The 23,989-nt window shown below is 59.5% G+C and carries 20 protein-coding genes and 7 pseudogenes; 15 read left to right on the top strand and 12 right to left on the bottom strand.

Annotated elements, in window-relative coordinates; genetic code table 11:
- The first annotated feature begins 267 nt into the window (after positions 1-267).
- On the top strand, positions 268-807 hold the full coding sequence (locus tag NLN62_RS23540; protein ID WP_254110381.1) for a c-type cytochrome: 540 nt from the start codon (positions 268-270) through the stop codon (positions 805-807).
- A 32-nt stretch (positions 808-839) separates the two neighbouring features.
- Entirely contained in the window at positions 840-1,415 is a 576-nt protein-coding gene (locus tag NLN62_RS23535) for a hypothetical protein (protein ID WP_254110380.1), read from the top strand.
- A gap of 49 nt (positions 1,416-1,464) precedes the next feature.
- Here NLN62_RS23535 and NLN62_RS23530 read toward each other — a convergent pair whose 3' ends face one another.
- Positions 1,465-2,367 carry a LysR substrate-binding domain-containing protein gene (locus tag NLN62_RS23530; RefSeq protein ID WP_254110379.1) on the bottom strand — a complete coding sequence of 301 codons (903 nt, stop codon included), beginning with the start codon at positions 2,365-2,367 and terminating at the stop codon, positions 1,465-1,467.
- 85 nt (positions 2,368-2,452) lie between these two features.
- Between NLN62_RS23530 and NLN62_RS23525 the strand changes: the two genes are divergently transcribed.
- Together NLN62_RS23525 and NLN62_RS23520 are read left to right on the top strand one after the other, a co-directional pair.
- The gene (locus NLN62_RS23525) at positions 2,453-3,523 is read left to right on the top strand and encodes a YeiH family protein (protein ID WP_254110378.1); all 1,071 of its coding nucleotides are present in this window, start codon (positions 2,453-2,455) and stop codon (positions 3,521-3,523) included.
- Between the two features lie 118 nt (positions 3,524-3,641).
- Positions 3,642-4,726 (top strand): annotated as a pseudogene (locus tag NLN62_RS23520) (IS110 family transposase).
- Positions 4,727-5,041: 315 nt separating this feature from the next.
- Here the strand turns inward: NLN62_RS23520 and NLN62_RS23515 are convergent.
- The 3 genes and pseudogenes from NLN62_RS23515 to NLN62_RS53565 all read right to left on the bottom strand — a co-directional run.
- Positions 5,042-5,887, bottom strand: coding sequence for an SDR family NAD(P)-dependent oxidoreductase (locus NLN62_RS23515; RefSeq protein WP_254110377.1), 846 nt, complete (start codon positions 5,885-5,887; stop codon positions 5,042-5,044).
- A gap of 26 nt (positions 5,888-5,913) precedes the next feature.
- Entirely contained in the window at positions 5,914-6,390 is a 477-nt protein-coding gene (locus tag NLN62_RS23510; protein WP_254110376.1) for a TetR/AcrR family transcriptional regulator, read from the bottom strand.
- 50 nt (positions 6,391-6,440) lie between these two features.
- Positions 6,441-6,554, bottom strand: a pseudogene (locus NLN62_RS53565) (TetR family transcriptional regulator); the annotation flags it as partial.
- Between the two features lie 98 nt (positions 6,555-6,652).
- Between NLN62_RS53565 and NLN62_RS23505 the strand changes: the two are divergent.
- Positions 6,653-7,358, top strand: a protein-coding gene (locus tag NLN62_RS23505) for an IS5 family transposase (RefSeq protein ID WP_254110375.1) whose coding sequence is annotated in 2 segments (ribosomal slippage) — positions 6,653-6,988 and positions 6,990-7,358 — 705 coding nt in all. Because the reading frame shifts where the segments join, the coding sequence is not laid out codon by codon here.
- Positions 7,359-7,479: 121 nt separating this feature from the next.
- Here the strand turns inward: NLN62_RS23505 and NLN62_RS23500 are convergent.
- The 3 genes from NLN62_RS23500 to NLN62_RS23490 form a co-directional block, all read right to left on the bottom strand.
- Positions 7,480-8,886 (bottom strand): ISNCY family transposase, encoded by a 1,407-nt coding sequence (locus tag NLN62_RS23500; protein ID WP_254108288.1) that lies wholly within the window; start codon positions 8,884-8,886, stop codon positions 7,480-7,482.
- A 1-nt stretch (position 8,887) separates the two neighbouring features.
- Positions 8,888-9,244 carry a DUF6788 family protein gene (locus NLN62_RS23495; protein WP_371933107.1) on the bottom strand — a complete coding sequence of 119 codons (357 nt, stop codon included), beginning with the start codon at positions 9,242-9,244 and terminating at the stop codon, positions 8,888-8,890.
- 210 nt (positions 9,245-9,454) lie between these two features.
- Positions 9,455-9,709, bottom strand: a complete 255-nt coding sequence (locus NLN62_RS23490; RefSeq protein ID WP_254110374.1) for an XRE family transcriptional regulator — start codon at positions 9,707-9,709, stop codon at positions 9,455-9,457.
- Positions 9,710-10,233: 524 nt separating this feature from the next.
- Between NLN62_RS23490 and NLN62_RS23485 the strand changes: the two are divergent.
- From NLN62_RS23485 to NLN62_RS23475, 3 genes and pseudogenes are all read left to right on the top strand, one after another.
- Positions 10,234-10,501, top strand: a pseudogene (locus tag NLN62_RS23485) (insulinase family protein); the annotation flags it as partial.
- A gap of 47 nt (positions 10,502-10,548) precedes the next feature.
- A complete protein-coding gene (locus NLN62_RS23480; protein ID WP_254110373.1) occupies positions 10,549-10,686 on the top strand; it encodes a hypothetical protein in 138 nt (45 codons plus the stop codon).
- 20 nt (positions 10,687-10,706) lie between these two features.
- Complete coding sequence (locus tag NLN62_RS23475; protein WP_254110372.1) at positions 10,707-12,869, top strand: prolyl oligopeptidase family protein; 2,163 nt, start codon at positions 10,707-10,709, stop codon at positions 12,867-12,869.
- Positions 12,870-13,210: 341 nt separating this feature from the next.
- Here the strand turns inward: NLN62_RS23475 and NLN62_RS23470 are convergent.
- A pseudogene (locus NLN62_RS23470) lies at positions 13,211-14,111 on the bottom strand (ISL3 family transposase); the annotation flags it as partial.
- Between the two features lie 94 nt (positions 14,112-14,205).
- On the opposite strand from NLN62_RS23470, the gene NLN62_RS23465 reads away from it, so the two are divergent.
- The 3 genes from NLN62_RS23465 to NLN62_RS23455 all read left to right on the top strand — a co-directional run bounded on the left by NLN62_RS23465 (position 14,206) and on the right by NLN62_RS23455 (position 16,685).
- On the top strand, positions 14,206-14,652 hold the full coding sequence (locus NLN62_RS23465; protein WP_254108308.1) for a transposase: 447 nt from the start codon (positions 14,206-14,208) through the stop codon (positions 14,650-14,652).
- The gene (tnpB, locus tag NLN62_RS23460; RefSeq protein ID WP_254108309.1) at positions 14,633-14,986 is read left to right on the top strand and encodes an IS66 family insertion sequence element accessory protein TnpB; all 354 of its coding nucleotides are present in this window, start codon (positions 14,633-14,635) and stop codon (positions 14,984-14,986) included. The genes NLN62_RS23465 and tnpB overlap by 20 nt, the downstream gene beginning before the upstream one ends.
- 100 nt (positions 14,987-15,086) lie before the next feature.
- A complete protein-coding gene (locus tag NLN62_RS23455) occupies positions 15,087-16,685 on the top strand; it encodes an IS66 family transposase (RefSeq protein WP_371932934.1) in 1,599 nt (532 codons plus the stop codon).
- An 11-nt stretch (positions 16,686-16,696) separates the two neighbouring features.
- On the opposite strand, the pseudogene NLN62_RS23450 reads toward NLN62_RS23455, so the two are convergent.
- A pseudogene (locus NLN62_RS23450) lies at positions 16,697-16,969 on the bottom strand (hypothetical protein); the annotation flags it as partial.
- Positions 16,970-17,509: 540 nt separating this feature from the next.
- On the opposite strand from NLN62_RS23450, the gene NLN62_RS23445 reads away from it, so the two are divergent.
- A complete protein-coding gene (locus NLN62_RS23445) occupies positions 17,510-18,094 on the top strand; it encodes a hypothetical protein (RefSeq protein ID WP_254110370.1) in 585 nt (194 codons plus the stop codon).
- A 2-nt stretch (positions 18,095-18,096) separates the two neighbouring features.
- Positions 18,097-18,840, top strand: a complete 744-nt coding sequence (locus NLN62_RS23440; RefSeq protein ID WP_254110369.1) for a hypothetical protein — start codon at positions 18,097-18,099, stop codon at positions 18,838-18,840.
- Positions 18,841-18,918: 78 nt separating this feature from the next.
- Here NLN62_RS23440 and NLN62_RS53000 read toward each other — a convergent pair.
- Both NLN62_RS53000 and NLN62_RS23430 read right to left on the bottom strand, forming a co-directional pair.
- A pseudogene (locus NLN62_RS53000) lies at positions 18,919-19,071 on the bottom strand (transposase); the annotation flags it as partial.
- 95 nt (positions 19,072-19,166) lie between these two features.
- On the bottom strand, positions 19,167-19,754 hold the full coding sequence (locus NLN62_RS23430; protein WP_027525876.1) for an N-acetyltransferase: 588 nt from the start codon (positions 19,752-19,754) through the stop codon (positions 19,167-19,169).
- Positions 19,755-20,526: 772 nt separating this feature from the next.
- Here NLN62_RS23430 and NLN62_RS23425 point away from each other — a divergent pair.
- A pseudogene (locus tag NLN62_RS23425) lies at positions 20,527-20,709 on the top strand (IS256 family transposase); the annotation flags it as partial.
- A gap of 748 nt (positions 20,710-21,457) precedes the next feature.
- Here the strand turns inward: NLN62_RS23425 and NLN62_RS23420 are convergent.
- Positions 21,458-22,345 carry a LysR family transcriptional regulator gene (locus tag NLN62_RS23420; protein ID WP_254108908.1) on the bottom strand — a complete coding sequence of 296 codons (888 nt, stop codon included), beginning with the start codon at positions 22,343-22,345 and terminating at the stop codon, positions 21,458-21,460.
- A 103-nt stretch (positions 22,346-22,448) separates the two neighbouring features.
- Between NLN62_RS23420 and NLN62_RS23415 the strand changes: the two genes are divergently transcribed.
- Positions 22,449-23,948, top strand: a complete 1,500-nt coding sequence (locus tag NLN62_RS23415; RefSeq protein ID WP_254110368.1) for a CoA-acylating methylmalonate-semialdehyde dehydrogenase — start codon at positions 22,449-22,451, stop codon at positions 23,946-23,948.
- Positions 23,949-23,989: the final 41 nt, after the last annotated feature.

Genomic DNA, 23,989 nt, shown 5'->3' with positions numbered 1-23,989 from the left:
GATCGGTGTTACGCCGGCTTTGTTTCTGCGGCGCTGATTACCCGCAGATCTACCATAAGGCAGGCGCAAAGCGGGGTACGTCGAAAGGAGCCTCAGGGCGCCCGGAGACGTGCCCCGCGTCTTTTATTCCTCAACTCAGACGCTGGTCGTCGCCGCAAAGGCGTCCGCCCGCTTCGGCGCGATTGGTGAGCGCGCGTGCGGACGCCTTCGCTCTACCGCCGTCGACCTCGTCGTCATTCTTGCGCGGTTTTCGACAGTCAACGACAAATGCAAATGCGTAATCTTCTCATTGCGAGTACGGCCACGTTCTTCCTTGCCTCGGGGGCACATTCGGAGTCCCCCGTTAAGCTCGGGATTGGACGTACAGCGACTGAAGCTGAAATCGCTGGCTGGAATATTGATGTTGACCGCAAAGGGACGAATCTGCCGCCAGGCAAAGGCTCGGTCGGCCTCGGCAGGGAGGTGTTCGATCAACAGTGCGCCGCCTGCCACGGCTCGAAAGGTGAAGGTGGCGTCGGTGACAAGCTTGTTGGCGGACAAGGTACATTGGCCACGCCGAATCCTGTTAAGACCGTTGGATCCTATTGGCCTTACGCGACCACTTTGTTCGACTACATTCGCCGAGCTATGCCGCACCCCTCCCCCCAATCGCTCAGCAATGAGGAGGTCTATGCGGTCACGGCTTATGTTCTTCATCTCAACGGCCTGCTACCCGACAACGCGGCCTTGGATGCGAAGAACCTGCCCGCCATCAGGATGCCCAACCGCGATAATTTCATTGGAGATCCCCGTCCAGATGTAAAGTGACTTGTGTCCACGTTCACTCGGATGGCTCAACTATGATCACGGGGCTGCCCCAAAGACTTCGCTCGATTGGTGGCGCGCGGCTACCCCAACTCATCCTCTTCATTTCGCGGCCCGTAAATTCGTCGGAGATCCTGTTCTACAGCATGATGTTCGATGAAGTGGTGATCGAACCTTCGGCTCAGCCATCTTTCTGTAGCGGTCAAACGGAGCGGCACACCGCCAACGTTCTTTGGGGAACTCGGATCTCTCCCGCCGTGATCTCCAGAGGACGACCCGCATGTGAAGCTGGTTCCGCTATCCGTACGCTAGGGACACGCAGCGAGACACTTGTCTTCCAGCAGATTGGGTGCGCGACTGTCGCATTGTTGCTGACCAAGATGACCGATACCGTCCCTGACGATCCAGTTCTCGAAGTCAGCATGACCACCCAAACAACCAGCATGGGCGTGGTTCTGGGCCGAGACTTTCAGAACAGAATGCCTCGCCTCGGCGGCGCACAGTTCGCCCTCATTGAAGAGGGAGACGAACTCCGACAATTCATAGCTGACGCTGCCAGAGCCGGCCTTTATGAACGGCTTATTGGCGGACCGACAGGCCTCGAATCATAGCCGAGCGGACGATATGGGATTTTTAAGGGCGGATGGCGCTTATCCGTCGCTAGGATTGGGGCACTTCCGGATCATCCAACAGCTTGTCGAATGCTCGTGCGGCAGGTCTCGGAGTTCGATCCAATAGCCTCAGTCGCCATAGCGAGCGCTCTATCGTGATTCCGCGGAGCTCTACGGCCTTCAGATAGCCCAGCCGGACTTGGTCTCTCGTCGCAACAGTCGAAACGATGGAAACGCCGATTCCTGCCGCCACGGCTTGCTTAATAGCAGCCGTGCTACCGATCTCGAGGAGCCGGAGCGGCTCGATATTGTTCGCCGCGAGTGCCTGCGTTACGACTTCGCGCGAACCAGATCCTGGCTCACGTAGAATCAACACCTCGCCTCCCAAACGCTGGGGATCGATCGGCTCTTTCTCCGAAGCGAAATCATGATGCTGCGAGACGATCAACTTCATGACGTCGGTCCGCCATTTCTCCGCTAACACAATACCTTCGTCGATCGGCCCCTCCACTAGGCCAATATCTATTTCTTGTGCCGCCATCTGCTCGGCAATCTCGCGCGTATTCGCGCTGACAAGATGGAGATCAATCCCAGGGTAGGCCTTATGAAAGGCGCCCAGATAAGGAGCGAGCATGTAGGTGGCAATCGTCGTACTTGCACCAATTCGCAGCGATCCGTTGTTCAGGTTGCGCTTAGACGAGAGCATTTCCTCGGCTGCGCGCTCGGCGGCAAATAGATCCTCCGCATGCTTCAGCAAAGCGAGGCCCTCCGCCGTAGGCACCACGCCTTTTTGAGACCGGTTCAGCAGCCGGCAGCCGACCTGGAGTTCGAAGTCCCGCACTCCCTTTGACAGTGCCGGTTGGCTTAGATTCATTCCTTCAGCGGCGCGAGAAAAGCTGCCCACTCGGGCTACCGCCACGAACATCCGAAGCAAATGAAGGTTGAGGGCCATAATTCCCCATTATCGGCTCATGACAATTTGATATTTTCAAAAATCGCTCGTGTCACGCATATTTTGTTCTCTTTAGGGGAACGAGATGTCGGATCAAGTCGATGGCACCAAGAAGTCCACGCCTGCTGTTTCAGCCATTTCAGCGGCATCTTCGGTTCTTCCCGGGATAGTCCTATGCGCTGCAGTGACTGCAGTAGCGATCAGTCTTCAGATGGCACAGGAATCGAGCTTTGGTCATCCCTACCTGGAAGCGATCGTGATCGCCATTCTCGTCGGAACGGCTATTCGCACCTTTTGGACGCCGGGCACACGCTGGCGAGCAGGCATCGCCTTCAGCGCGAAGCAACTGCTGGAAGTTGCTGTCGCATTGCTAGGTGCCTCGATTACGTTCTCGACGATTGCAGGTTCTGGTCCAATTCTACTGGTGGCGACCGTTTGCGTTGTCATTCTGACCATCGTGATCAGCTACGCGGTGAGCCGATCTCTGGGGCTTTCAACCCGTCTTTCCATTCTAGTCGCTTGTGGAAACTCAATCTGCGGAAACTCGGCTATCGCCGCTGTGGCGCCTCTGATCGGTGCGAACTCCGATGAAATTGCTTCCTCGATCGCCTTTACCGCAATTTTGGGTGTCATCGTTGTTCTCGGATTGCCCCTGCTGATACCGCTGTTTGCTCTTTCGGAGGTTCAATACGGGATACTAGCGGGCATGACCGTCTACGCCGTACCGCAAGTGTTGGCAGCTACAATGCCGGCAAGCCTCGTCAGCACCCAGATCGGCACCGTCGTCAAGCTGGTGCGGGTGATGATGCTAGGACCGGTTGTCGCTTCAATCGCCTACCTGGCACGGGGCCTACGCACTGACGGGGCGGCGAGACCGTCGAAGCGGAAGCGCTTCGAAGCAGTCCCCTGGTTCATCATCGTGTTTTTCGCGCTGGCGGCATTGCGGTCTCTATCTTTGATTCCCGACAACTTCATCTCGCCTATCCGCTACATCGCCAGCGTCTTCACGGTCCTGTCGATGGCCGCGCTCGGCCTGGGCGTGGATCTTCGCGTAGTCGGACAGGTCGGAGCCCGAGTGACGGCCGCTGTAACGTTGTCGCTCATCGTCTTGATCGCGGTCAGCTTCTGTCTCGTTCGCTACGTGATACCGACCTAGATGCCGTAATGGGCCCTGCTCCGAGCAAGGGGGGATGATGGTGGCTGTCCCCCGATAGATGATGAAACGGGGTCACGACGGTGAGTCGGCCCCAAGCATCTGGAGACAGAGGACAGCCATGGAACAGTATGCCGGAATCGATGTGTCTTTGGAACTAAAGAGCGTATGCGTTGTGGATGGCCAGGATAAAATCGTCGGTCCGGCGAAGTCGCGCCACGAGACTATGAACATGGTTCGCACCTCATCCTGAAGAAGGCGAAGGTCGCGAGCGAACCCGACGCCTTGATTGAATTTTTTAAGACGCCTGGCTTTGCAGTGAAGCGGATCGGGCTGGAAGCTGGGCCACTGTCGCAATGGCTGCATGCGGGGCTAAAGGAGCAGGATACGAAACGGTCCTGCTGGAAACGCGGCATGTGAAGGCCGCATTGTCTGCGATGACGGTGAAGACTGATCGCAAGGATGCGGCGAGATCGCCCAATTGATCCGGATGGGACGGTTCCGGCCGGTACACGCAAAATCAGTCGATGCGCAGGAGATCCGGGCCCTCCTGATCGCACGCAAACAGCTTCTTGGGCGACTGATCGATGTGGAGTTGAGTATCCGCGGGATACTGCGTGGTTTTGGGCTGAAGGTTGGCCCGGTGACACGGAAGAATTTCGAAGCGCGGATCCGGGAGTTAGTTGCAGGTCAGGCGACATTGGAGCGCATTGTTACAGCGATGCTTTCGGCACGATCCGCTTTAAAGGCAGAGTGCGGAAGGCTACACAAGGCTGTGCTGGCAACTGTGCGTGACGATGCGGTCTGTCGCCGGCTGATGACCGTGCCAGGCGTCGGTCCCCTGGTAGCTATCACCTACAAATCGGCGATTGATGACCCCCATCGCATCGCAAAATCGAAGGCGGCAGGCGCGCTGTTTGGGCTCATGCCAAAGAAATACCAGTCGGGGAAAAGGATGTCACGGGCGGAATCACGCTGGCCGGAGACGAGATAGTCCGCACGGTTTTGTATGAGGCTGCCAACGTTCTGCTATCGCGCATCACGCGGTTCTCAAAACTCAAGCGCTGGGGGATGGACGTCGCCAAGCGGCGAGGCTCGAAGCGCGCAAAAGTGGCTCCGGCACGTAAGCTCGCAGTGATCCTACATCGGATCTGGGTCGACGGCACAACTTACCGATGGGGAGAAGCGGGGCCGATCGTAGCATAGAACACGTCGAGGAGATTAAGAACGCAACCGGGCTGAACTGAAGCCCAGTGCCCGAAGTCCCGTCGCCGGGACGGTGGATCCGGTGAAGCCGTTACACGCCCAGTGGCTGTCATCTGACGAACCACGCGTACCTAGATAGGCTCACCGCTCCCTCTGACAGCATGATGTGGCGGTCAGGCGTTAACTACGGACAGAAGCATGAGCTCGGCGGCGTGACGTTCACTCGGGAGGCTTGACATCATCGGGTCCATTGCAGAAGGGCGTGTACCTATAAAGCCGACGCCGCGAGGCAGTCCTTCTGCCATGAATCCGGTTTCAGGATGTCGGGCACGAAGACCTTACCGCACTTTCCACCGCTGCCAGCCGGCTAAGCACAGCCGCATTCTGCTCTTGATGGGTGAGTATGTAGAAATCATCACGTTCGATGCCCGCGACTATGCGCGACGCGGCTTCGGTAGGTGACATGGGATTATTCCAGACGCGCTCCGCGAATGCAGCTCGTAGTCTTTCCGCCAATTCAGGCGGTGTCCTAGCGGCGGCGCGCAAATGGTCAGGCCGATTGCGCTCGGATTCAAATATGCGTGTTGCGACAAACCCGGGACAGACGACCGATACCTTTATCGGAAGTCCAAGAGCGGCGAACTCGCCTGCGAGGCTCTCGGATAGTGCAACTACTGCATGCTTGGACGCGGCGTAAGCCGAATTAAATGGAACCGAGACGAGTCCGGCAAGTGAGGCAACGTTAACCACGTGCCCCTCTCCAAGCGCCAGCATACGTGGGACCATAGCCTGCAATCCGTGAACGACACCGAACAAATTCACGCCGAAAGTCCAGTTCCAGTCCCGCGTGTCACTAGCCCAGATTGGGCCTAGACCACTACCGACACCGGCGTTGTTGATCAGTATGTTGACGCCGCCGAAACGACGAACCGTCGCCTGTGCGAGGTGTTCGCTGGTCGCGTAGTCCGTTACGTCCGTTAGTTCAGAACCCACCTCAAAGCCGTCTTGCACGAGCTGGTGCTCGGCTGACTTCAATGCGCCACTTTCGACATCGGCAAGCATGATGCGCAACCCGCGTTGAGCCAACTCTCGAGCCAACACAAAACCGATGCCGCTAGCTCCTCCGGTGATGACCGCTACCTGCCCTTTGCTAACCTTCATGACTCTGCTCCGCCGATGGTGAAAATTTACGTCCGCCGTTTCGATTTGGAAGAAGTTCTTGCGCGCCGTACAGCTGCTGCTTTCGTCGGAATCGATCGGCCCCCCATACCCTCGATGAGCAGCCGCAGTACGTATTTCAACTTCGCATCTTGGAATGAGTCGGTTGCCAGCATGTGGCGGATGGTCTGGGCGTGGGCGCCGAGGAGGAATAACGCCATATTGCCGGCGTCTTCGTCCTTGCGGATCACGCCTTGTTGCTGGCCTAGAACCATTATGTCCTTGACTAAGGTGATGAATGCAACGACGCCGGAGTTGGCGGTTGTGGACGGTTTGTTCGCTGGTCCGGTCAAGGCCAGTACCGCGACATTCTGATTAGCTGCGCACCAGCGCCCATGACCAACCAGTGTGTCTCTAAGGATCTCAAGTGCGGGCGCGTCATCGGCGATGCGCGCCCGAATCGGCGGATAATAGCGCGCCTCGGCGCGTGCGCGGAGCTCGGCCACAATCTGCTCTTTAGAGGAGAACAAGTTGTAGACCGTTTGCGCGTCAGGCCAGCCCGACGGGCGACCTCCTCTACTGAGGTGGATGCAAATTCTCGATCGCGAAAGATCGCCTCTGCGGCGTCGAGGATAAGGTCACGAGATCGTTCGGTACGCGTCGGCTGCATAGATTAGACAGCAGTGTAGATTTATACTGCTGTAAATAAAATTTTGACCGTGGTGTACTCTCTGTGATTCAAAGCCTCCAAGCAGGGGCTCGAATCATGTGCTACGAACTTATGAATGGACTGCCATCGAACCATTGCTGCCGAACAAGCCGCGTAGTGTCCCTCGGGTGAACGACCGCCATGTCCTCAATGGCATCTTCTGGGTCCTGCGCTCCGGCCACCTTGGCGTCATCTGGCGACGGGCTGGCGTCTGGACCCGAAGCATAGACGCACTTGCCGGTGCTCATGATGCCGCTGTCCAGATGATCGACACCTCTATAGTTCGCGTGCATCAGCATGGAGCCCGCATCAGCAGAAATCGGCGACAATCGATGGAAATGTCACGCGGTGGTTTGACCAGAAAAATCGACGCGGTGGTCGATAACAATGGCCTACCCGGTACGGCTTGCGTTGAGCCCCGGCGAGGCGCACGACGTTCGACTTGCCGGAAAACTGCTGTCTCGTCTGAAATCCGGATCAATGCTGCTTGCCGACCGTGGCTATGACGCCGACTGGATCAGGGAGCTTGCCATGAAGAAGGGCGCGTGGGCCAACATCCCGCCGAAAAGAAATCGCAACGATCCGATCTGCTTTGGCCCGCACCTCTATCGCGCTCGCAACCAGGTCGAACGGTTCTTCAACAGGATCAAACAATGTCGTCGTATGGCGACGCGCTACGACAGGCTTGCGGGAAACTACCTTGCCTTCGTCCAACTCGCATCTATCCGGCTATGGCCGGCCGCGCGTTATGAGTCCGCATCCTAACTAACTAACTACTTTCCGGCGCAAAATTGATGTTTTGGAGAGAGTGGCCGAGGGCGTCCGGCAACGCAAAAGTCGCCGGAGGTGACCGGCGGAGTGTTGCAGAGTCAGATGGCGAGGCTGTCTATGGGGCGGTCCGCTTTTCCATTGCACGGCCGATATTGACGATGTTGTCGGCGACGACACCGAGGCCGACCCAACGCTTCATGCCGGCCTCGCCTTTGTAGCGGCAACGGTTAAGCCCATGTCGCCGCTTGGCTACGCTGATGCGGCCCTCGCATCCGGTCCGCCATTTTTGGCCGTTACGGAACCAGCGCTTTTTCTGCTCGCACCTGCGTTCAATGCTCTTGGTTGAGCGGTTGGGGATGCAGACGCGTCTGACGCCTTTCGCTTTCGCGGCTGCCTCATTCTTTGCGGAGTAAAAGGCGGCGTCTGCCGCCACGAGGCGTGGCGCACGTCCGAGCATCGTTTGATGCGTTTCGATGGCTGCAATCAGCAGCTCCGAATCGTGCGGTCGCTGAGCGTAGACTTCATAGTCGATCACGATCTGGTTTTCGGCCTCCTGTAGTTTCACCATCTTGCCGAACTCGTTGGGCTTGCCCGCTTTGCCCTTGCGAATGACTTCTGTCGATGGCTCGAACAGGCTGAGGATCTTGCCTTCAGAGCGCGTATCACCACGGAAGATGCGCGCTCTGGTCTGCTTCATCACCTGCTTGATGAGCGGCACCATCGCATCGAGTTCCTGACGCAGGCCCTCCAGCATCAGCTGCTTGCGGGCGCTCGAGGCGCGCTTCACTCGTTCGGCGATCTCCTTGGAGAACCGCTTCGCCTGTCCCACCACCCGGCTGGTCGAACTGAGCAGTTTGCCATACGCCCGCGTGAGCTTCTCCCGGCTCTGCTTGGCTTTGGAGCGCGCCGCGCGCGCGATGTCCAGCACCCGCAGCCTCACGGTCCGGCTACGGTCGGACAGCGCGGCTCCGACCTCGCCAGCGATCGTTGTGATCTTCTTCATGGTGCGGATCAGCACCCGAACACCGTCTCCCAACAAGCTCGAGTCGGTCGGATAGTGGATGTTGGTCTCCACCACCGTTGTATCCACGCGCATTCTGCGCCCTTCCGTCACCCCCTTGTCTCGTGCGAGCTTTACCAGCCTTTCGTGAATCTGTTTGACCACGTCCGGCCCCACCGCCACGCCCCAGCGCCCCATGGTCTTGGCATCGGGCGTCTTGGCGGCGCCGACGCGGGTGAAGTCCCGGTACACCAGATTGGCGCGCACTTCGCGCTCCAGCACGCCATAGCTCCAGTTACGGATGTGCTTGAGAATCAACAAGCGGAGCACCACTTCGGCTGGAGCGCCCGGTCGGCCGCGGCTGCGACTCTTGGGATGCCGCTTCGCCAACGCTTCGTACACGGCAGCTACGATTTGTTCGTCCGCCAGCACTTGGTCGGCGTGTGTCATCCAGTCTTCACGAAGATCGCTCACTTCCTCAGTGATCAGTCCGTCGCCGAAGCTCAGCTGCGCCCGCCGCATCTTAATCACAGCTCTTGCCCCCGCGTGCTCGGCGCTTTGTCGCGGCTCTCTCCGGACGCAGCAAATCGTGATTGAGCTCGCAGATCGTCTCGATCGCCTCCTTCAGCTTCTGATAATTGTCGAGCCAGCGGCGAACCTCGGGAACCCGTTCGCGGCGCACACTGATTTGCCGGGTTCGTCCACCGGCGTAGCTCACCGTCAGCACGAAGACCTGGTGCCCTTCGCCGCGCGCGCATTTCGGGCAATCTTTGGTATGTCGGACAGTACGCTCCAGCAGCGAGCCACGCAGAATCTCGCCGGTGACCGGCAATTTGCCGGCCAGCTTCTGGCGGGCCCGGAGAGCTTGCGCGCGTTTCATCCGCAAGAATGAATCAGCGGCAGCGACCAACGTCAACTGCAATTCCGTCCGACCTTGCAGTTTTCAGCCCACCGGCCGATTCTATTCAAAGGCTAACCAGACCAAATTTTGCGCCGGAAAGTAACTAGGCCGGAATAAACGTGATCCGGCCGGATTCGCCCCACTTTCGATGTGGCTATACCGTTATTTCGACATCCTGGTCGAACGCTGTCAGCCCCCGCAGCAGCTTTTCCACTGAAACCAGCTTGAAGTGCCCCGAAGCAGCTTGGACAGGTTGGGCTGCTTCAAATCGACCAGCTTGGCGGCTTCGGTCTGCGTGATCTCCCGGTCCGTCATCAGTCGTTTCGGCTGAACAACGAGAGCGGCCTCGAGCTGGTGCTCCTCGGCATTCGGCAGGACCGAGATCGGCGAATATATTCCCCGGAGCCGCGGCCTATGGGCGGGTAGCTTCTTCTTCGTGCTCATCATCGGCCTCCCTTTGTTGCCCTGTGGATTTGTCATCTGATTATGACGGAGAGAGCGCAAGCGCGTTAGGTCTCCTTGCGTCGAACCTGAATTGGCGTTCGCCTTCAAATCGTCCGTCGGCGCACACAGCGTCTCTGACGAGAGTGACATCGGAAGACCGGCGCGCACCATATGGGCTTGTCCTGGGTTGTGGGTCCGCCACGTTTCATGCTCGAGGGGACCAGTGCTCAATGGTCTGGGGGCGCACCGGCGCCGTTGCGTGCCGCCGCGAGCGATCCGCGGTCCCTTCCTACAGCATGCGTTTGTGTTCGACCACAGACGTGCGGCTTGTTCCTATCACCACAGGCCTTGTCTGGCAGACAACATCGCGATCGAAAAACCGCCGGGATGCGCATCGCACCCGCTGGCCTAGATCCTGCACACCACACGCAGCGTGGAAGCGACGCCACGACGACGCTCGTTCGAGCTGCGTTGCAGATGGCGCGAGCGTCGTGTGTTTGAGAGGTGATATGGGATCTCGCTACGAGGCGAAGTCCTATCTCAAGGGCATCGCAGATGCTGGCAGTCGACAGCTCCTCCAAGCTCGCCCAGGCGCTACTGCAATATCGGCAGGACAAGCTGCCGATCGACTATATCGAGAAGCGCAATGCCATCGTCGATGCCGTGACGCTGGACGGCGCCAGGCCGGCCGCAAAGCGGCTGTGGGACCAGGGCCTTCTGACTGTCGTCGTCGGCCGCGCCCCGCAGGCCGCGGCGCAGCCGGCGGCAGCGCCGGCGCCGAAGTCGAACTGAAGTGCCTTACGGCTAGTCGCGCTCCATCAATCGAACTCGCCACCTCCATGACTGTTCTCGAAGAGAAACAAGAGAGCCTCTCTTGGACGCTGTTTGATGCGCTGTGCTTCGCCCCTCACTTCTCCGAGGCGACGATGCGCGACCCGCTTGAATTCTTCTATCTCACTGATGAGCGTACGGATTGAGAAATGAGCAAAGTGTGCGTATGCCCCGCCGCCTCCGACAATTGGCCATAGGGGCGGCCGTCGCCGCCCTGGCCTGCACCGGTCCGGCTTCGGGGGCTGACGCGCTGCGCTACCCCTTCGCGGCCGCCGCTCCGAGGATCGATCGGTATGGGTCGACCCAAGTGGAGGACCCTTACCGGTGGCTAGAGGACGACATTCGGACCGCGCCCCGAGTACGCAACTGGGTCGAGGCGGAGAACCGTCTGACGAGGAGATATCTGGCAAGAGTGCCTGAGCGTCGTGCGATCCACCGCAGGCTCGAAGCCCTCTTCAATATCGAGACGGTGAGCGCACCCATGCGTCGGGACAGAGGCAAATTCTTCTTCCGCCGGCGCCCCGGTGATCAGCAGGCCGCGCTCTGGATCGTCCGGAGCAACCGTTCAAAGCCCGTGAAACTCATTGAACCGGCCTCGTGGAGCAAGGACGGGACTAGCGCACTCGCTGCCGTCGCCTATGAGCGGACTGGCCGGCTGGTAACCTATGCGGTCCATGACGGAGGTTCCGACTGGCGCACTTGGCGGGTTATCGATACTGCGACCGGCAAGGTTTTCCCTGACGAGGTGCGCTGGAACAAGTTCGGCGCGGCTGCCTGGGACTACGCTGGTCAAGGGTTCTACTACACGCGCTTCCCGAAGCCGCCGAAGGATGAAGAATTCCGCGCCCCCAACGTCGGCGAGCAGCTTTATTACCACCGGCTCGGCGAGCCCCAGGCCAAAGATCGACTCGTGTATGAGAACAAGGCCAACCCGGACCACATGTTCATCGGATCGGTCTCTGCCGACGGTCGCTACCTCATCGTCAACTCAGGGTTCGAAGGTGGTGGGGCGACGCTACTCTTCGAAGACCTGACTCGGCCGAAGGACGGATTCAAACCGATCTTCATTGGGAAGCAGGACCAGCTCGCCAGTAATCGGTTCGTGGCTGTCCAGGGTGCGGTGTTCTACGTGTTGACCAACGAAGGCGCGCCCAACCGCCGTCTGGTCGCCTTCGACCTCGGCCGCCTGGGCGACCCGCCACGCATCATCATCCCGGAGACCACAGATCCCCTGCTCGCGGTCACGTGCGGCGGGGAGCGGTTCTTTGCGCACTACTTGCATCACGGGAAGTCGCGGGTTCGTGTCTTCCGTGAAGACGGGGCGCAGGACGGCGAGGTCAGCTTGCCTGGTCCCGGCCTAGCGCGCGGCTTCGCCGGGCTTGAGGACGCGTCTACAGTCTACTTCGAGTACACGAGCTTCGCGACGCCCTTCAGCGTCTATCGTTACGATATCGCGACTCGCAGGGTTGCGCCCGTACGGCGGCCACGAACGCCGGTCAATCCTGCCCACTACGTCGTGGAAGAGACTTTCTACACCACCCGGGATGGCAAGCGCGTCCCAATGTTCCTCGCCTACAGGAAGGGCGGCTTGGTGAAAGGCGCAACGCCGACGTTGCTCTATGGCTACGGCGGCTTCGGCCTGACCTTTCCGCCCGACTTCCGCCCCGAGCAAGTCGCCTGGATGGACATGGGGGGCCTTTTTGCCTTCCCCCAGTTGCCGGGGGACGGCACGTACGGGGAGGATTGGCACCGGGCAGGCATGTTGCAGAACAAGCCGGCTGTGTTCGACGCCTTCATCGATGCGGCCGAATACCTCGTGGGCGCTGGCTACACTAACCCTCGGAAACTGGCGGCGCTGGGTTACAGCAATGGGGGCTTGTTGATCGGCGCGACGATCACGAAACGTCCCGACCTCTTCGCTGTCGCCTTCCCGGCTGTGGCTGTCCTAGACCTATTGCGCTTCCCTCAATTCAACAACGGGCGGCTCTGGGCTCGGGAATACGGCGATCCGGAAGATTCCAAGATGTTCCCGATCCTGCGCAGCTATTCACCCTACCATAACATCCAGCCAGGCCGCCGATACCCGGCCATACTGATCGGGACGGCAGAAACTGACGATCGCGTCGCGCCCATGCACAGCTTGAAGTTCGCCGCGCGCCTGCAAGCGTTGGCCGCCACCGATAAGCCGGTGTTGCTCGAGGTGCAGATGAAGGCCGGGCATGGGGCGGGGACAAGGCGGTCCTCGATCGCGAATGAGGCTGCGGATCGGCTCGCCTTTTCGCTCAAGAATCTCTACATGCGCCTGCCACCAGGCTTCGGTCGTCCTTAGTCTTACTGCGTGTGCGCCGGGAGGCCGGCAAGGAGTAGATGGTGAGAGTCCACTACGATGAAGGAGTAGCGTCCCACATCGGCCCCGAGCCGTGCGGCAGCGTCCGTGAGGGCGCTGGCGAAGCGTCGGCAGGGGAGCATGCAGGCCAGCCATTGAGCCGCGAAAGAAGATTATTCCGGGAGCCGACGCTGTACTCAGAGCGGAAGGCGACGCGGACGGGTGCGATAACGCGAGCACCTGGACGTCCCGGCGTGGTCGCAGACCCTGTCATGTATGGACGTTCCTTGCGCGGAAACCGGGAGATCTCGAGGCTGACCGGGGGACGGTTCGGCCGCCCCGGCCCGCACCGGGAGGCCGTGCTTCGACAGAGCCAGGATGGCTGCATTGGTCTCCTCGCGGCGCAAATAGCCCTCATACTGGAGGCGCTCGGCGGCTGTGAGCAGCTTGGGATCGATCGTGGTCGCACCGATGACGGCGCGTATCTGGCGCATCGATTTGCGGACGGCATCGAGAAAAGCCCGACTGGCGCTCTCCATTAGATGCCAACGATCTGCGACCTGAACAGCGTGCGGCAGGGCCTTTGCTGCCGCTTCGCCATATCCTCCACCACGGTCACGGGCGACGATCGCGATCGTGGGATGCGCAGCGAGCCAGGCTTGGGCGGTCGCGGGCGCCCGGTCCGGCAGCAGCGTGACGATCCGGCGCCTCTCCAGGTTGCAGATGATGCTGGCGTACCGGTGATTGCGCCGCCAGGCCCAATCGTCAATGCCGATGACCCTGAGCGGGTCAGCTGGGGGACGGCTGCGGCGTCGCACTACGCGCAGGAGCGTGTCTTTGCTCACCGGCAGCATTAGCCGTTTTGCGAAGCCGGCTGCCGGTCGGCCACCAAGCGCCAGACCGAGATGATGGACGATAGAGTCCAACCTCGCCGTCCTTCGCGCCGACGGCGCCAGAACCTCCTCGGCGAAACGCTCAGTGAAGATTTGGCGCCCGCACAAGACTGCGTCGCAGCGGAAGCGGCGGGCGATCACCAAGAGCTCTACGACCCGCCTGCGAGCGGCAGATCGGTCACGCGTCGCCGATACCGGCTATGAACACGTCGAGAACTATACCGCACGATGGACACAGACCAACGCTTCCGGACGCCCGGACCGCAATAACGGCCTTATCACCTTCGTAGTACGCACTCTCTACAACAAACCCACGCGGCACCAGACTGGAGCGGTGGAGTGCTTGCTGCATGGCGCTGATTCGTAAGCGCTTTTTTCTACGCACCTGTGCAATTGAGAGCCCGGATGGGATGAGGTGTCCACCATGAACAAGGTGGACACCATCGATGATCACTCCAGAAGCCCCTTTTAAGCTTGAGACGCTCGGCGTGTTGCGGAATGGCCGTCGTCGCTATGACCCAGCCAGCAAACAGCGGCTGGTCGAGGCCTGTCTGCAGCCTGGCGTGTCGCTGGCGGGGCTGGCGTTGCAACACGGCGTGAACGCGAACCTGCTGCGCAAGTGGGTGGCCAAGCGACAACTTCAGAACGGGAATGGCCAGCCGGAGGCGCGGGCGGCGATTGCGCCGGCGTTTATTCCGGTGAGCGCGCCGTCGCGGTCGCCAACCCGATCTGCCGGCGCGATCGCCCTTTGCGCTACGGAGCGATCCTCTGCTGGGCGGCTGACGGCATCGATGCCGAACGGCGTGACGCTTTCGCTGGAAGGCGGCGACGCGCAGTTGCTGTCGGTGGTGATTGAAGCGCTGGGGCGTTGCGATGTTCCGGCTGGCGTCTGATCTTCGAGTCTACCTTCACCGCGCGCCGATTGACTTCCGGGCGGGGATCAACAGCCTGGCGATCGTGGTCGAGCAGTCGATGGGGCAGGATCCGTTCCAGCGCGCGGTGTTCGCGTTCTGCAATCGCCGCCGCGACCGGGTCAAGCTGCTGATTTATGATCGGTCGGGATTTTGGATGCTGTTGAAGCGGCTGGAGGCGGACCGATTCCATTGGCCCCGAAGCCAGGAGGCGGTGCTGACGCTGACGACGGAGGAACTGCACTGGCTGCTTGACGGCATCGACATCGCGGCGGTGCGGCGCCATCCGGTGCGGCAATATCACAGCGTGGGCTGACCGTGTTCGATGCGGGCGGCGTCATCACCGCTATCGGGTGACGCCGCCAACCGCATGGAACCCGGTTGACGCGGCGGCATGACTTCGATTCAAGACTACGATGAGTCGCAAGCCCACGACGCACGAGATGGAAGCCCTGATCGCGGCGCACGCGGCCGAGATCGCGGCGCTGAAGGCCGAGAACGAGAAACTCGCGCAACGTGTCCTGCATCTTGAGGAGCAGTTGCGCCTGGAGCGCTTGCACCGCTACGCGCCGAAGAGCGAAAAGCTCAAGGAGCGCATCTTCAACGAAGCCGAGCAGGCCGCCGCTGAAAGCCGGGACGACGGCGATGTCGAGGCGGTCGCCGTGCCGGACATGGGATTGCCGGAGGCTCCAAAGCCGGCGCCGAAGACACGCGGCCGCAAGCCGCTGCCTGACGATCTGCCGCGCCAGCGCGTCGAACATGATCTGGGTGAGGATCAAAAGGACTGTCCGTGCTGCCGCAATCGGATGCATCGGATGGGCGAGACCGTCACCGAGCAGTTGCACGTCGAGGTAAAGGCGTCGGTGCTGCAACATGTGCGGTTCAAATATGCGTGCCGTCACTGCGAGCGCACCGCGCTGAACACCCCGATCGTGACCGCGCCGATGCCGGCGCAGCCGTTGCCGGGCAGCGTCGCCACGCCATCGACGCTGGCGCTCGTGCTCGCCAACAAATACGTCGACGGCACGCCGCTGTATCGTGTGGCGGACGCGCTGGGGCGGGCCGAGATCAGCATCAGCCGCGGGACGCTGGGCAACTGGGTGATCCGGGCGAGCGAATTGCATCTGCATCGGGTCTATGACGCGCTACAGCAAAAGCTCAGGGCGCAGCCCCTGGTCCACGGTGACGAAACCTGGGTGCAGGTTCTGAAAGAGGAGGGCCGGGACGCGCAGGCCAAATCCTTCATGTGGGCCTACCGCAGCGGCCAGGACTGCGCGCAGCCGGTCGTGCTGTTCGATTACCAGCCCGGTCGCGGTCAGGAGTATCCGCAGGCGTTCCTGGCCGGCTATCGCGGCTTGTTGATGAGCGATGGCTATGACGCCTGGCGCACGCTGACAGGCGCGACCCATCTCGGCTGTATGGCGCATGCCCGCAGGAAATTTACCGACGCGCTCAAGGCCAGGAAGACGCCCGGCGGTTCACCATTGCAGGCGCTCAAGTTCTTCGAGGCGTTGTATGAGGTCGAGAGAGTGGCGCGCCAGACGCCGCCCGACGGCGAAACGCGCGCCGCATACACCGTGCGGCTGCGCCAGCAGCATAGCCTGCCGGTATTGGCCGCCTTCAAGACGTGGCTCGACGACCAGGCGCCGAAGGTCCTGCCCGAAAGCTTGACCGGCAAGGCGATCGCCTATGCGCGCAACCAATGGGACTATCTGACCCGCTACACCAGTGACGGTCTTGCGCCAATCGACAACAATGTTCTGGAGCGCGACATCAGGCCGTTTTGCACCGGAAGAAAAAGTTGGCTGTTCAGCGATACCGTTGCCGGCGCCAAGGCAAGCGCCGTGATCTACAGTTTGGTGCTGACATGCCGGGCATGCGACGTCGATCCCTATGCATGGTTACGTCACGCGCTCACTGAACTGCCTCAGCGTGCGCCCGACGCCGACATCGAAGATCTGTTGCCGTTCAACTGCACCGGTCAAACACACCTGCCAGCTGAGAACAGCGGCTGACGTTCGAACGCTCAGGTCAACCAAGCCGTTCCGATGATCCCGCTGGGGCCCGGCGTCACACCACGCCGCGGCCACCCGCGCGCGCAGCCTGTGCAGTAAAATGCGCGCTTACGCTGATTCTCCCCCAACCAAAGCGCCAGACATCTCTCAAACTGCATCAAAAGTGAGTCAGAGCCAAATTTGAACGCCGATTGACAGTTGACCCCGTTGCACCGCGCGACCTCGGAAATGCTCGTCTCCGGATCGGCGCGCTCGACCACGATCCGCGCCTTCTCCGCATCGCTCCAACTGCGCCGTCACCTCTCCCCCGTGATCACTTCGATCCGCTGATAGGAGTCGGCATCATGCCTGTCTTGATGTCTGTCTTGATGCATGGAATGAGTGTCCCTCGCGTTGTCTAATCCAAGCGCGAGTCTCGCTCATCCCGTCCCCCTAAACCAGGTGGAGTCGTCGTACCGCTATCCAATCAATCGCATCCCAAGCAGAAAATCAGGAGAATCGAGTCAAGAGAGCAATCTGCGCTGCTCTGCCCGCTGGACCTTCGCCGTGACAACCCGCCTCATCACCATCGCTACTACCATCACCGAGTGTTGCAGCACGTCGAAGACCAGCCCTCGTTCTTCAAGCAAGGTTTCACCGCGTGCAGCGAGCTCGTCAAACGCGCTCGCACAAACATGTTTTGCCGGCCTTCCGCTTTCGGTCTCCGCCGCTCCCAAGGAGGGGGCCTATCACTTTTGGCAGGAGACTGTGGGGGCTCAAGTCAAATACCATAAAAATAAAGGGCAACACCGAAGGATAACAACACCGAAGAATAAGATGACGAGATGTACCAAGTACCAGTTGATGAATTGCGCACGACGTCCAGTGCAGCTGTCGGAATAACCCTCAAGGAGGCCGCTTACATATTAGACCAAGCGCAACATCGTCCTTTGTTACCTACGGAGCTTAGTGAGTTCATTGGTGCGATCAACACGCCCGATTTTGAGAAGATTAAGGCGGTGGTTCTTGACTGTTCTGCCAGTATCAGGACGCGGAAGTATGGTCGCTCTGTTACCACACTGTCTCCCGTGGAGGTCACCAATCGATGTGCATCCAACTGCGATTTTTGCGGCTGGCGCGCCGACAATACGCAAATGGGCCGTCTAACTATTGATGAGGAAATCGTTGATATTCAAGCTCGATATTTGCTTGAGAAGGGCATAGAGGATATCGAACTAGTTGGTGGCGACGACATTCGATTTGTCCGTGATGCTCTTCCAGTTCTCCTGCGGAGGCTGAGATCGCTTGTCCCTCCAACTAGTGCTCGTCAGCTGTTGTTTTGCACAATGGCACTTACGGAAACGCAATATCAGACGCTGGCTGCCTGCGGCCTGATCAGACGCTGGCTGCTTGCGGCGCTGACGGAATGATAATGTGGCAAGAGACATACGATGAGGCTGTGTATAATCAAAATATTTCGCGCGGGCCAAAAGCGTACGGAATCGACGATGATTTCCGTATTGTGAAGAATGGTAATGGTTTCTTATTCAGGCTGCAGAGTCAGGATCGAGCAGCCAGAGCTGGTCTAAATCTTTCAGTAGGAGCAATGCTCGGTCTAAACAAAGACGTTGCGTTTGACGTGTTGGCGACCGTGCACCACGCAAGGTATCTTTGCACGACGTATGCCCCCGTGAGGCCGTTGATTATCGGCATGCCCACTTGGAATAAAATAACAACGCCTGAGACAGATAATCGTCCCGAGCAACTCTTAGACATAGAGGAATGTTTCTCATTCTTCGCTGCACTTTACCTCCTGGCCTTATCGGATCTAAACGTCTGGGTATTCCCCACCTGTCGTGTTTCGATGGCGTCTCATATCGAGGCGGTAAGAGTCGCAGGCGCTTATACGTCCACAGAAGTAAGAACAGGGCCGGGAGGATATTTGGTTAACGCATTGCGGAATGTAGAGCCCAAAGTACGCCAAACTATAATCGACAATATGCACGGTGAATTCGGCAACGAAAAGATCAGTGCAAATGCTCTGGTGAAGCGCCTCGATAGTTTTGAGCAATTCCAACATTATTACTATCCTCACGAGGAGTTTACGCGTGCGCTAGCCGTTGCGGGGATCAGTCTCACAAGGCGTGATGGTGCGGTCGAGCTACCTGCTGTTTAATGGGTTGCGACCAACTGTGGAGCCTGAAGGGGAGGTTCTCTATCTGACACGCGGCGTTGCCTCAACGTGGTCGGCGGGCTCCTGAGTTTTCTCCATCAATGGATCGTGGCGCAGCGTCTCATGGTCGTTGAGGTCCTCGTAGCCGAGAGCGATGGCGAATATCCGTTGCCCCACCAGCGTCGCCACCGAATGTTCGACGTGGGCCTGGGATCGCCGATCGACAAAGCATGATGTTGCGCAGCATGCGGATCTCGGCGGCCAGTAAAAAGGCCACTCCGACATAAAGTGGACTGGAGCATGCGAAACTTCTCTTCGCCGGATTCCACTCAATGGGCTGTTCGCAACATTGGCGTTAGCCGCGGCGAATTACCATGCTGTATCTCACCAATGACCTTGAAGCCGTGGCGCTGGTAAAAGGGAATATTTTCCGGGTTTGAGCTTTCGAGATAGGCGGCAGTGCCCTCCGAATCACATCGCCTGAGAGCGTGTTTCATCAGCAATGTGCCAAGCCCCTGTCCGACCCAGTTCGGATCGGTAGCAATGAGAGGCAGATACCAATGTGGCTCGGGTGGATGATGTTCGGTCATTCCAAGCCGAAGCTGCGCCATATCTTCGCTGATCTCCGGACGTAGGGAGTGAGCCATAATTGCGTCGAGTGCCACCTCATTTTGCTGCACGCCGGGCGGCAGCCAGAGCGCCGCGGCGTGCCCCCCTCCCGTCACGTATGCCGTGCCATGTTCGAATGCTCGTCCGCCGCAGGCCTCGACGAACTGAGGCATGCTCGTAAGATATTGGTCTGGAGCAGGCCAGCTCCATCGAGCCAACGGATCTGCGGCAAAGCCGAGCACCAGCGTCCAGACGGTGGTCGCCTGCATTTTTGCGTGCGCAGATTTGATGTCCGTCTCCGCTGTCATGATGTCTGTTCCAAGTCTCAATCTGGGCGTCAGAGTTGCAAAGCTAGAACGGACGACGAGTCCCTTTGAACGTGCGCAGAAGAGCGCACCAATGGAGGTTTCGTCGACTGCATCTAGTTTCTGTTTCAAGCTCTTCTTTTTTCTCAGACGGTCGCGTTAACGATCCTTGGGGACCAAGCTCGTCAGCGGGTTAACCTTCTGCATCTTCTTGCCGAGCATTAGGTGCTTCCTGGGTCTAGGAGCGTCATCACACCCTTCCTAAGGCAGGCTGGCTTGTCCGCGTCGAGCGTCGGCAGCCTGCAACCGCCGCTCGTAGCGAGCGACACAAGGACTTTTTCTAGTTTGCGATGAGAGGAAATCGCGGGTCTACGCTCGGTAGGACAGCTGCGCCTGAATCGTGTTCCCGATTTTGTCGCCGGGCAGTTAGCAAGCCTCGCACGTTGAGGCCGTAGATCGGCAATCGCCTGATGTGATAACATCTGGACTCCCGTGCGCTGTTCTAGATGGGGTCTCTCGTTCAAAACGCATGCCAACTGCGGGCCTCGGTGAGCCTATCCTTTGAATGTTCGAGCACAGACATTTTCGGCATAAGTGGCGCTTGATCAAGAATTAGCAATTCTGATCCTTTATCGACGTCGTGCTGGCCATGGCGGAGCCTCCAGGGGCGGCATAAGAGCTATCGCCGAAAGTTGGTGACGGTGGGAATCGGGAAGGCGGCACATCATGGGGGTGCTTGACGCCTCCAACTTCTCCACCGAAGGAGCGATATGCCGTGTCCAAAGATAACATCATCCAGCTGGTTCAGCCAGGAAACGTCGACGACCAGCTCACCGAAATCTTGCGCAACGGGGCGCGTGCCCTGTTGGCGCAGGCGGTCGAGGCCGGGGTCGCAGACTTTCTCGGCAAGCATGCCGATTTCAAGACTGAGGACGGCCACCGGCGCGTCGTCCGCCACTGTCCCGCGGTAAGCAATGCGGCGACCAAGGCGATCCGAGAGGAAATCCGCAATTGGCAACTTCGTTGTCGTGTTGACAGGTGGATATGACCCAGCCGGTCCCGAGTCCGCGCTGCTTACGTTGAGCCGCCGCATGGCGACCCAACTCAATCAGGCGGGTCTTGGCCGTATGGAGCGTTAGCTCGAACTCCTCCAGTCTCGCGCGCATCGCATCGAGGAAACGACGTGCGTCATCCTCGCGCTCAAAGCCGGCCACTACATCGTCCGCGTGGCGCACGATGATCATGTCGCCGGAGGCCTCGCGCTGTCGCCAGCGCTTGGCCCACAGGTCGAGAGCGTGGAGAGTAGGCCGAAGGAATTGCACCTTCGGCCTCTCGCAGAACGGTGCGTGAGCCTCTCGACTCACACCGCTCCCATCAGACAAACGCGCCGATACCTCCAAAGCGCCAGTGTGCGAACAAAGACGGGTTCTGCTTTGCAATTCTTTGCATAAGCATGCTTGCCCGCACTTTGTGGCCACTCAGCCGCCTGTATTTTCGCATGATCCAGGCACGGATCGTGTAGTCTACCGACGCTTCGCCGACACCCTCGCGGAGGCCTGCGCACGGCTCGGGGCCGATGTGGTTCGCTACAACTTCATCGCAATGGACTTTCACCATCTACTCCTTGCCGGTCTCCCGGCGCACCCAAAGTAGTGCTAACGCAGGTTGGATTGATCTGTATCTGCGATGTCCGGTGATCGCGCCCGTCAGGTGGAGACAAATGCCGATCTGGCTTCCTTTACGGATCCGGAGATAAACCTGTGTACCTCCTGGATGCGCCGCGTCTCGTGCGTGTCGGGATGAGACGTTATCCAATAGTTTCGAACGAAACGAACCTCTGGCAGCAAGCGTCTCAACTCGGGATATCGCTGCGCCGCATAGTCGTGAAGAATGCCAACGCCGTGCCCAGCCCGGACGGCCTCCATTTGTGCGACCACGCTTCCGCATTCGTATCGACGTGACATCAGCCGACCGAGAACGGAGGCGTAGTCCAGAGCGCGACTGTAAGCAAAATCCTCGACATGCGTTACGAACAAGCGGCCGGCCAATTCGGCCTGGCTGGCGATGGGTCCCTCGCGTTCGAGGTAGCTCTCTGCGGCGTAGACGCTCAGCGTGTAGTCCGTCAGCTTCGACAGGATAAGTCGCCCCTGCTTGGGGCGATCCAACGTAATCGCGATGTCCGCCTCGCGCCGGGACAGCGAAAATGTCCGCGGCAACGGAACGAGCTGGACCACCAGTTTTGAATGGCTCGCGGCGAGCGCTCCGAGACGGTCAGCGAGAAAGTAGTTGCCCAAGCCGTCGGGGGCCCCGACGCGCACAGTGCCAGTGATCGCCTCCGTGGCTCCTCCAATGCTGGAGCCAACTCTGAGGAACTCGCTCTCGGCGCGCTCGGCGGCAGCGACCAGCGCTTCCCCTGCCGCGGTCAGAGTGCAGCCGGTTGTGTGTCGTTCGATCAGCCTGGCGTTCAGGCTTCGCTCGAGCGCCGTAAGCTGTCGCGCAACGGTCGCATGATTAAGCCGTAGGCTTTTCGACGCTTTCAGGATCTGTCCCGCTCTTGCGACTTCCAGAAATATCCGAACTCGTTCCCAATCCATCGACTACAACTTCCGCACAACGGAGCCGCGAATTCGGCTGTTGAAGTGCGATTTTATGCGCTCCATACCCGCACGATCAAGCTTCGTTTGGAGAAATAAGACCATGCAGGCGACCATTGCGAATTTTATCAATGGTGAGTTGGTGCCAAGCCAGGGCCCCCGCACCACGGCCGTTTACAATCCGGCCACCGGCGAACAATCGGGAATTCTGGGACTAGCATCAGCACAAGATGTTCGATCCGCGGTGATCGCTGCTCGGAAGGCATTCCCGGCTTGGGCGAATACACCTCCTCTACGACGCGCTCGCATCCTCAACCGCTTCCTTCGGATTCTAGAGGACCGCATCGACGAGCTTGCGCAGATCATTACCGCGGAGCACGGCAAAGTCCTTTCAGACGCCAAGGGCGAGATCCAGCGCGGCATGGAGGTGGTGGAGTTCGCAACCGGTGCACCGCAGCTTCTCAAGGGCGAGGTCACAGAGAACGTCGGAACGCGCGTTGACAGCCACTCGCTCCGTCAGCCACTCGGTGTGGTCGCCGGGATCACGCCGTTCAATTTCCCGGCCATGGTTCCGATGTGGATGTTCCCGGTCGCCCTCGCCTGCGGCAACACCTTCATCCTCAAACCCTCCGAGCGCGATCCTTCCGCGTCCCTAGTCCTCGCGCAATGGCTGAAGGAGGCTGGACTTCCCGACGGCGTCTTCAACGTCGTCCAAGGTGACAAGGAAGCCGTGGACGCCATCTTGTCCGATCCCGATATCGTTGCGGTCAGCTTCGTCGGCTCGACCCCGATCGCGCGCTACATCTACGAGACGGCGACCCAGCACGGAAAGCGATGCCAGGCGCTGGGTGGGGCGAAGAACCACATGATCGTCATGCCAGATGCCGACATGGATCAGGCCGTCGACGCCCTGATGGGTGCGGCCTATGGCTCCGCCGGCGAACGCTGCATGGCAATCTCGGTGGCGGTGCCGATCGGCGACACCACGGCCGACAGATTGATCGAAAAGCTCGCGCCAAAGGTCCGCGCCCTGAATATCGGTCCGGGGACGGATCCTGAAGCCGAGATGGGACCTCTGGTGACCAAGCAGCACCTCGACAAGGTGCGCGGATACATTGATGCAGGCGTCGACGAAGGTGCAAAGCTTGTCGTCGACGGCCGGGATTTCCGGCGTCAGGGGTATGAAAAGGGATACTTTATCGGGGGATCGCTCTTCGATAACGTCTCGACCGATATGAAGATTTACAAAGAGGAGATCTTTGGACCTGTGCTCGCCATCGCGCGTGCCAAGTCATATGACGAAGCAGCCGAGATGATCAGCGAGCACGAGTTCGGCAACGGCACCGCCATCTTCACGCGAGACGGTGACGCGGCTCGCGAATTCGCACATCAAATTCAGGTGGGAATGGTCGGCATCAACGTACCAATCCCAGTGCCGATGGCATTTCACTCCTTCGGTGGCTGGAAGGCATCTCTCTTCGGCGATCATCACATGCACGGCCCCGAGGGGGTACGCTTCTATACCAAGCTCAAGACCATCACCACGCTGTGGCCGACTGGCATTCGATCAGGTGCAGAGTTCGTTATGCCGACGATGAGTTGATCTAACGGCAGGCGAAGGTCGCATCGGTCTTCGCCTTCGCC

Source organism: Bradyrhizobium sp. CCGUVB23 (assembly GCF_024199885.1).
Taxonomy (GTDB): domain Bacteria; phylum Pseudomonadota; class Alphaproteobacteria; order Rhizobiales; family Xanthobacteraceae; genus Bradyrhizobium.
This window is presented reverse-complemented; position numbering and strand designations above follow the sequence as displayed.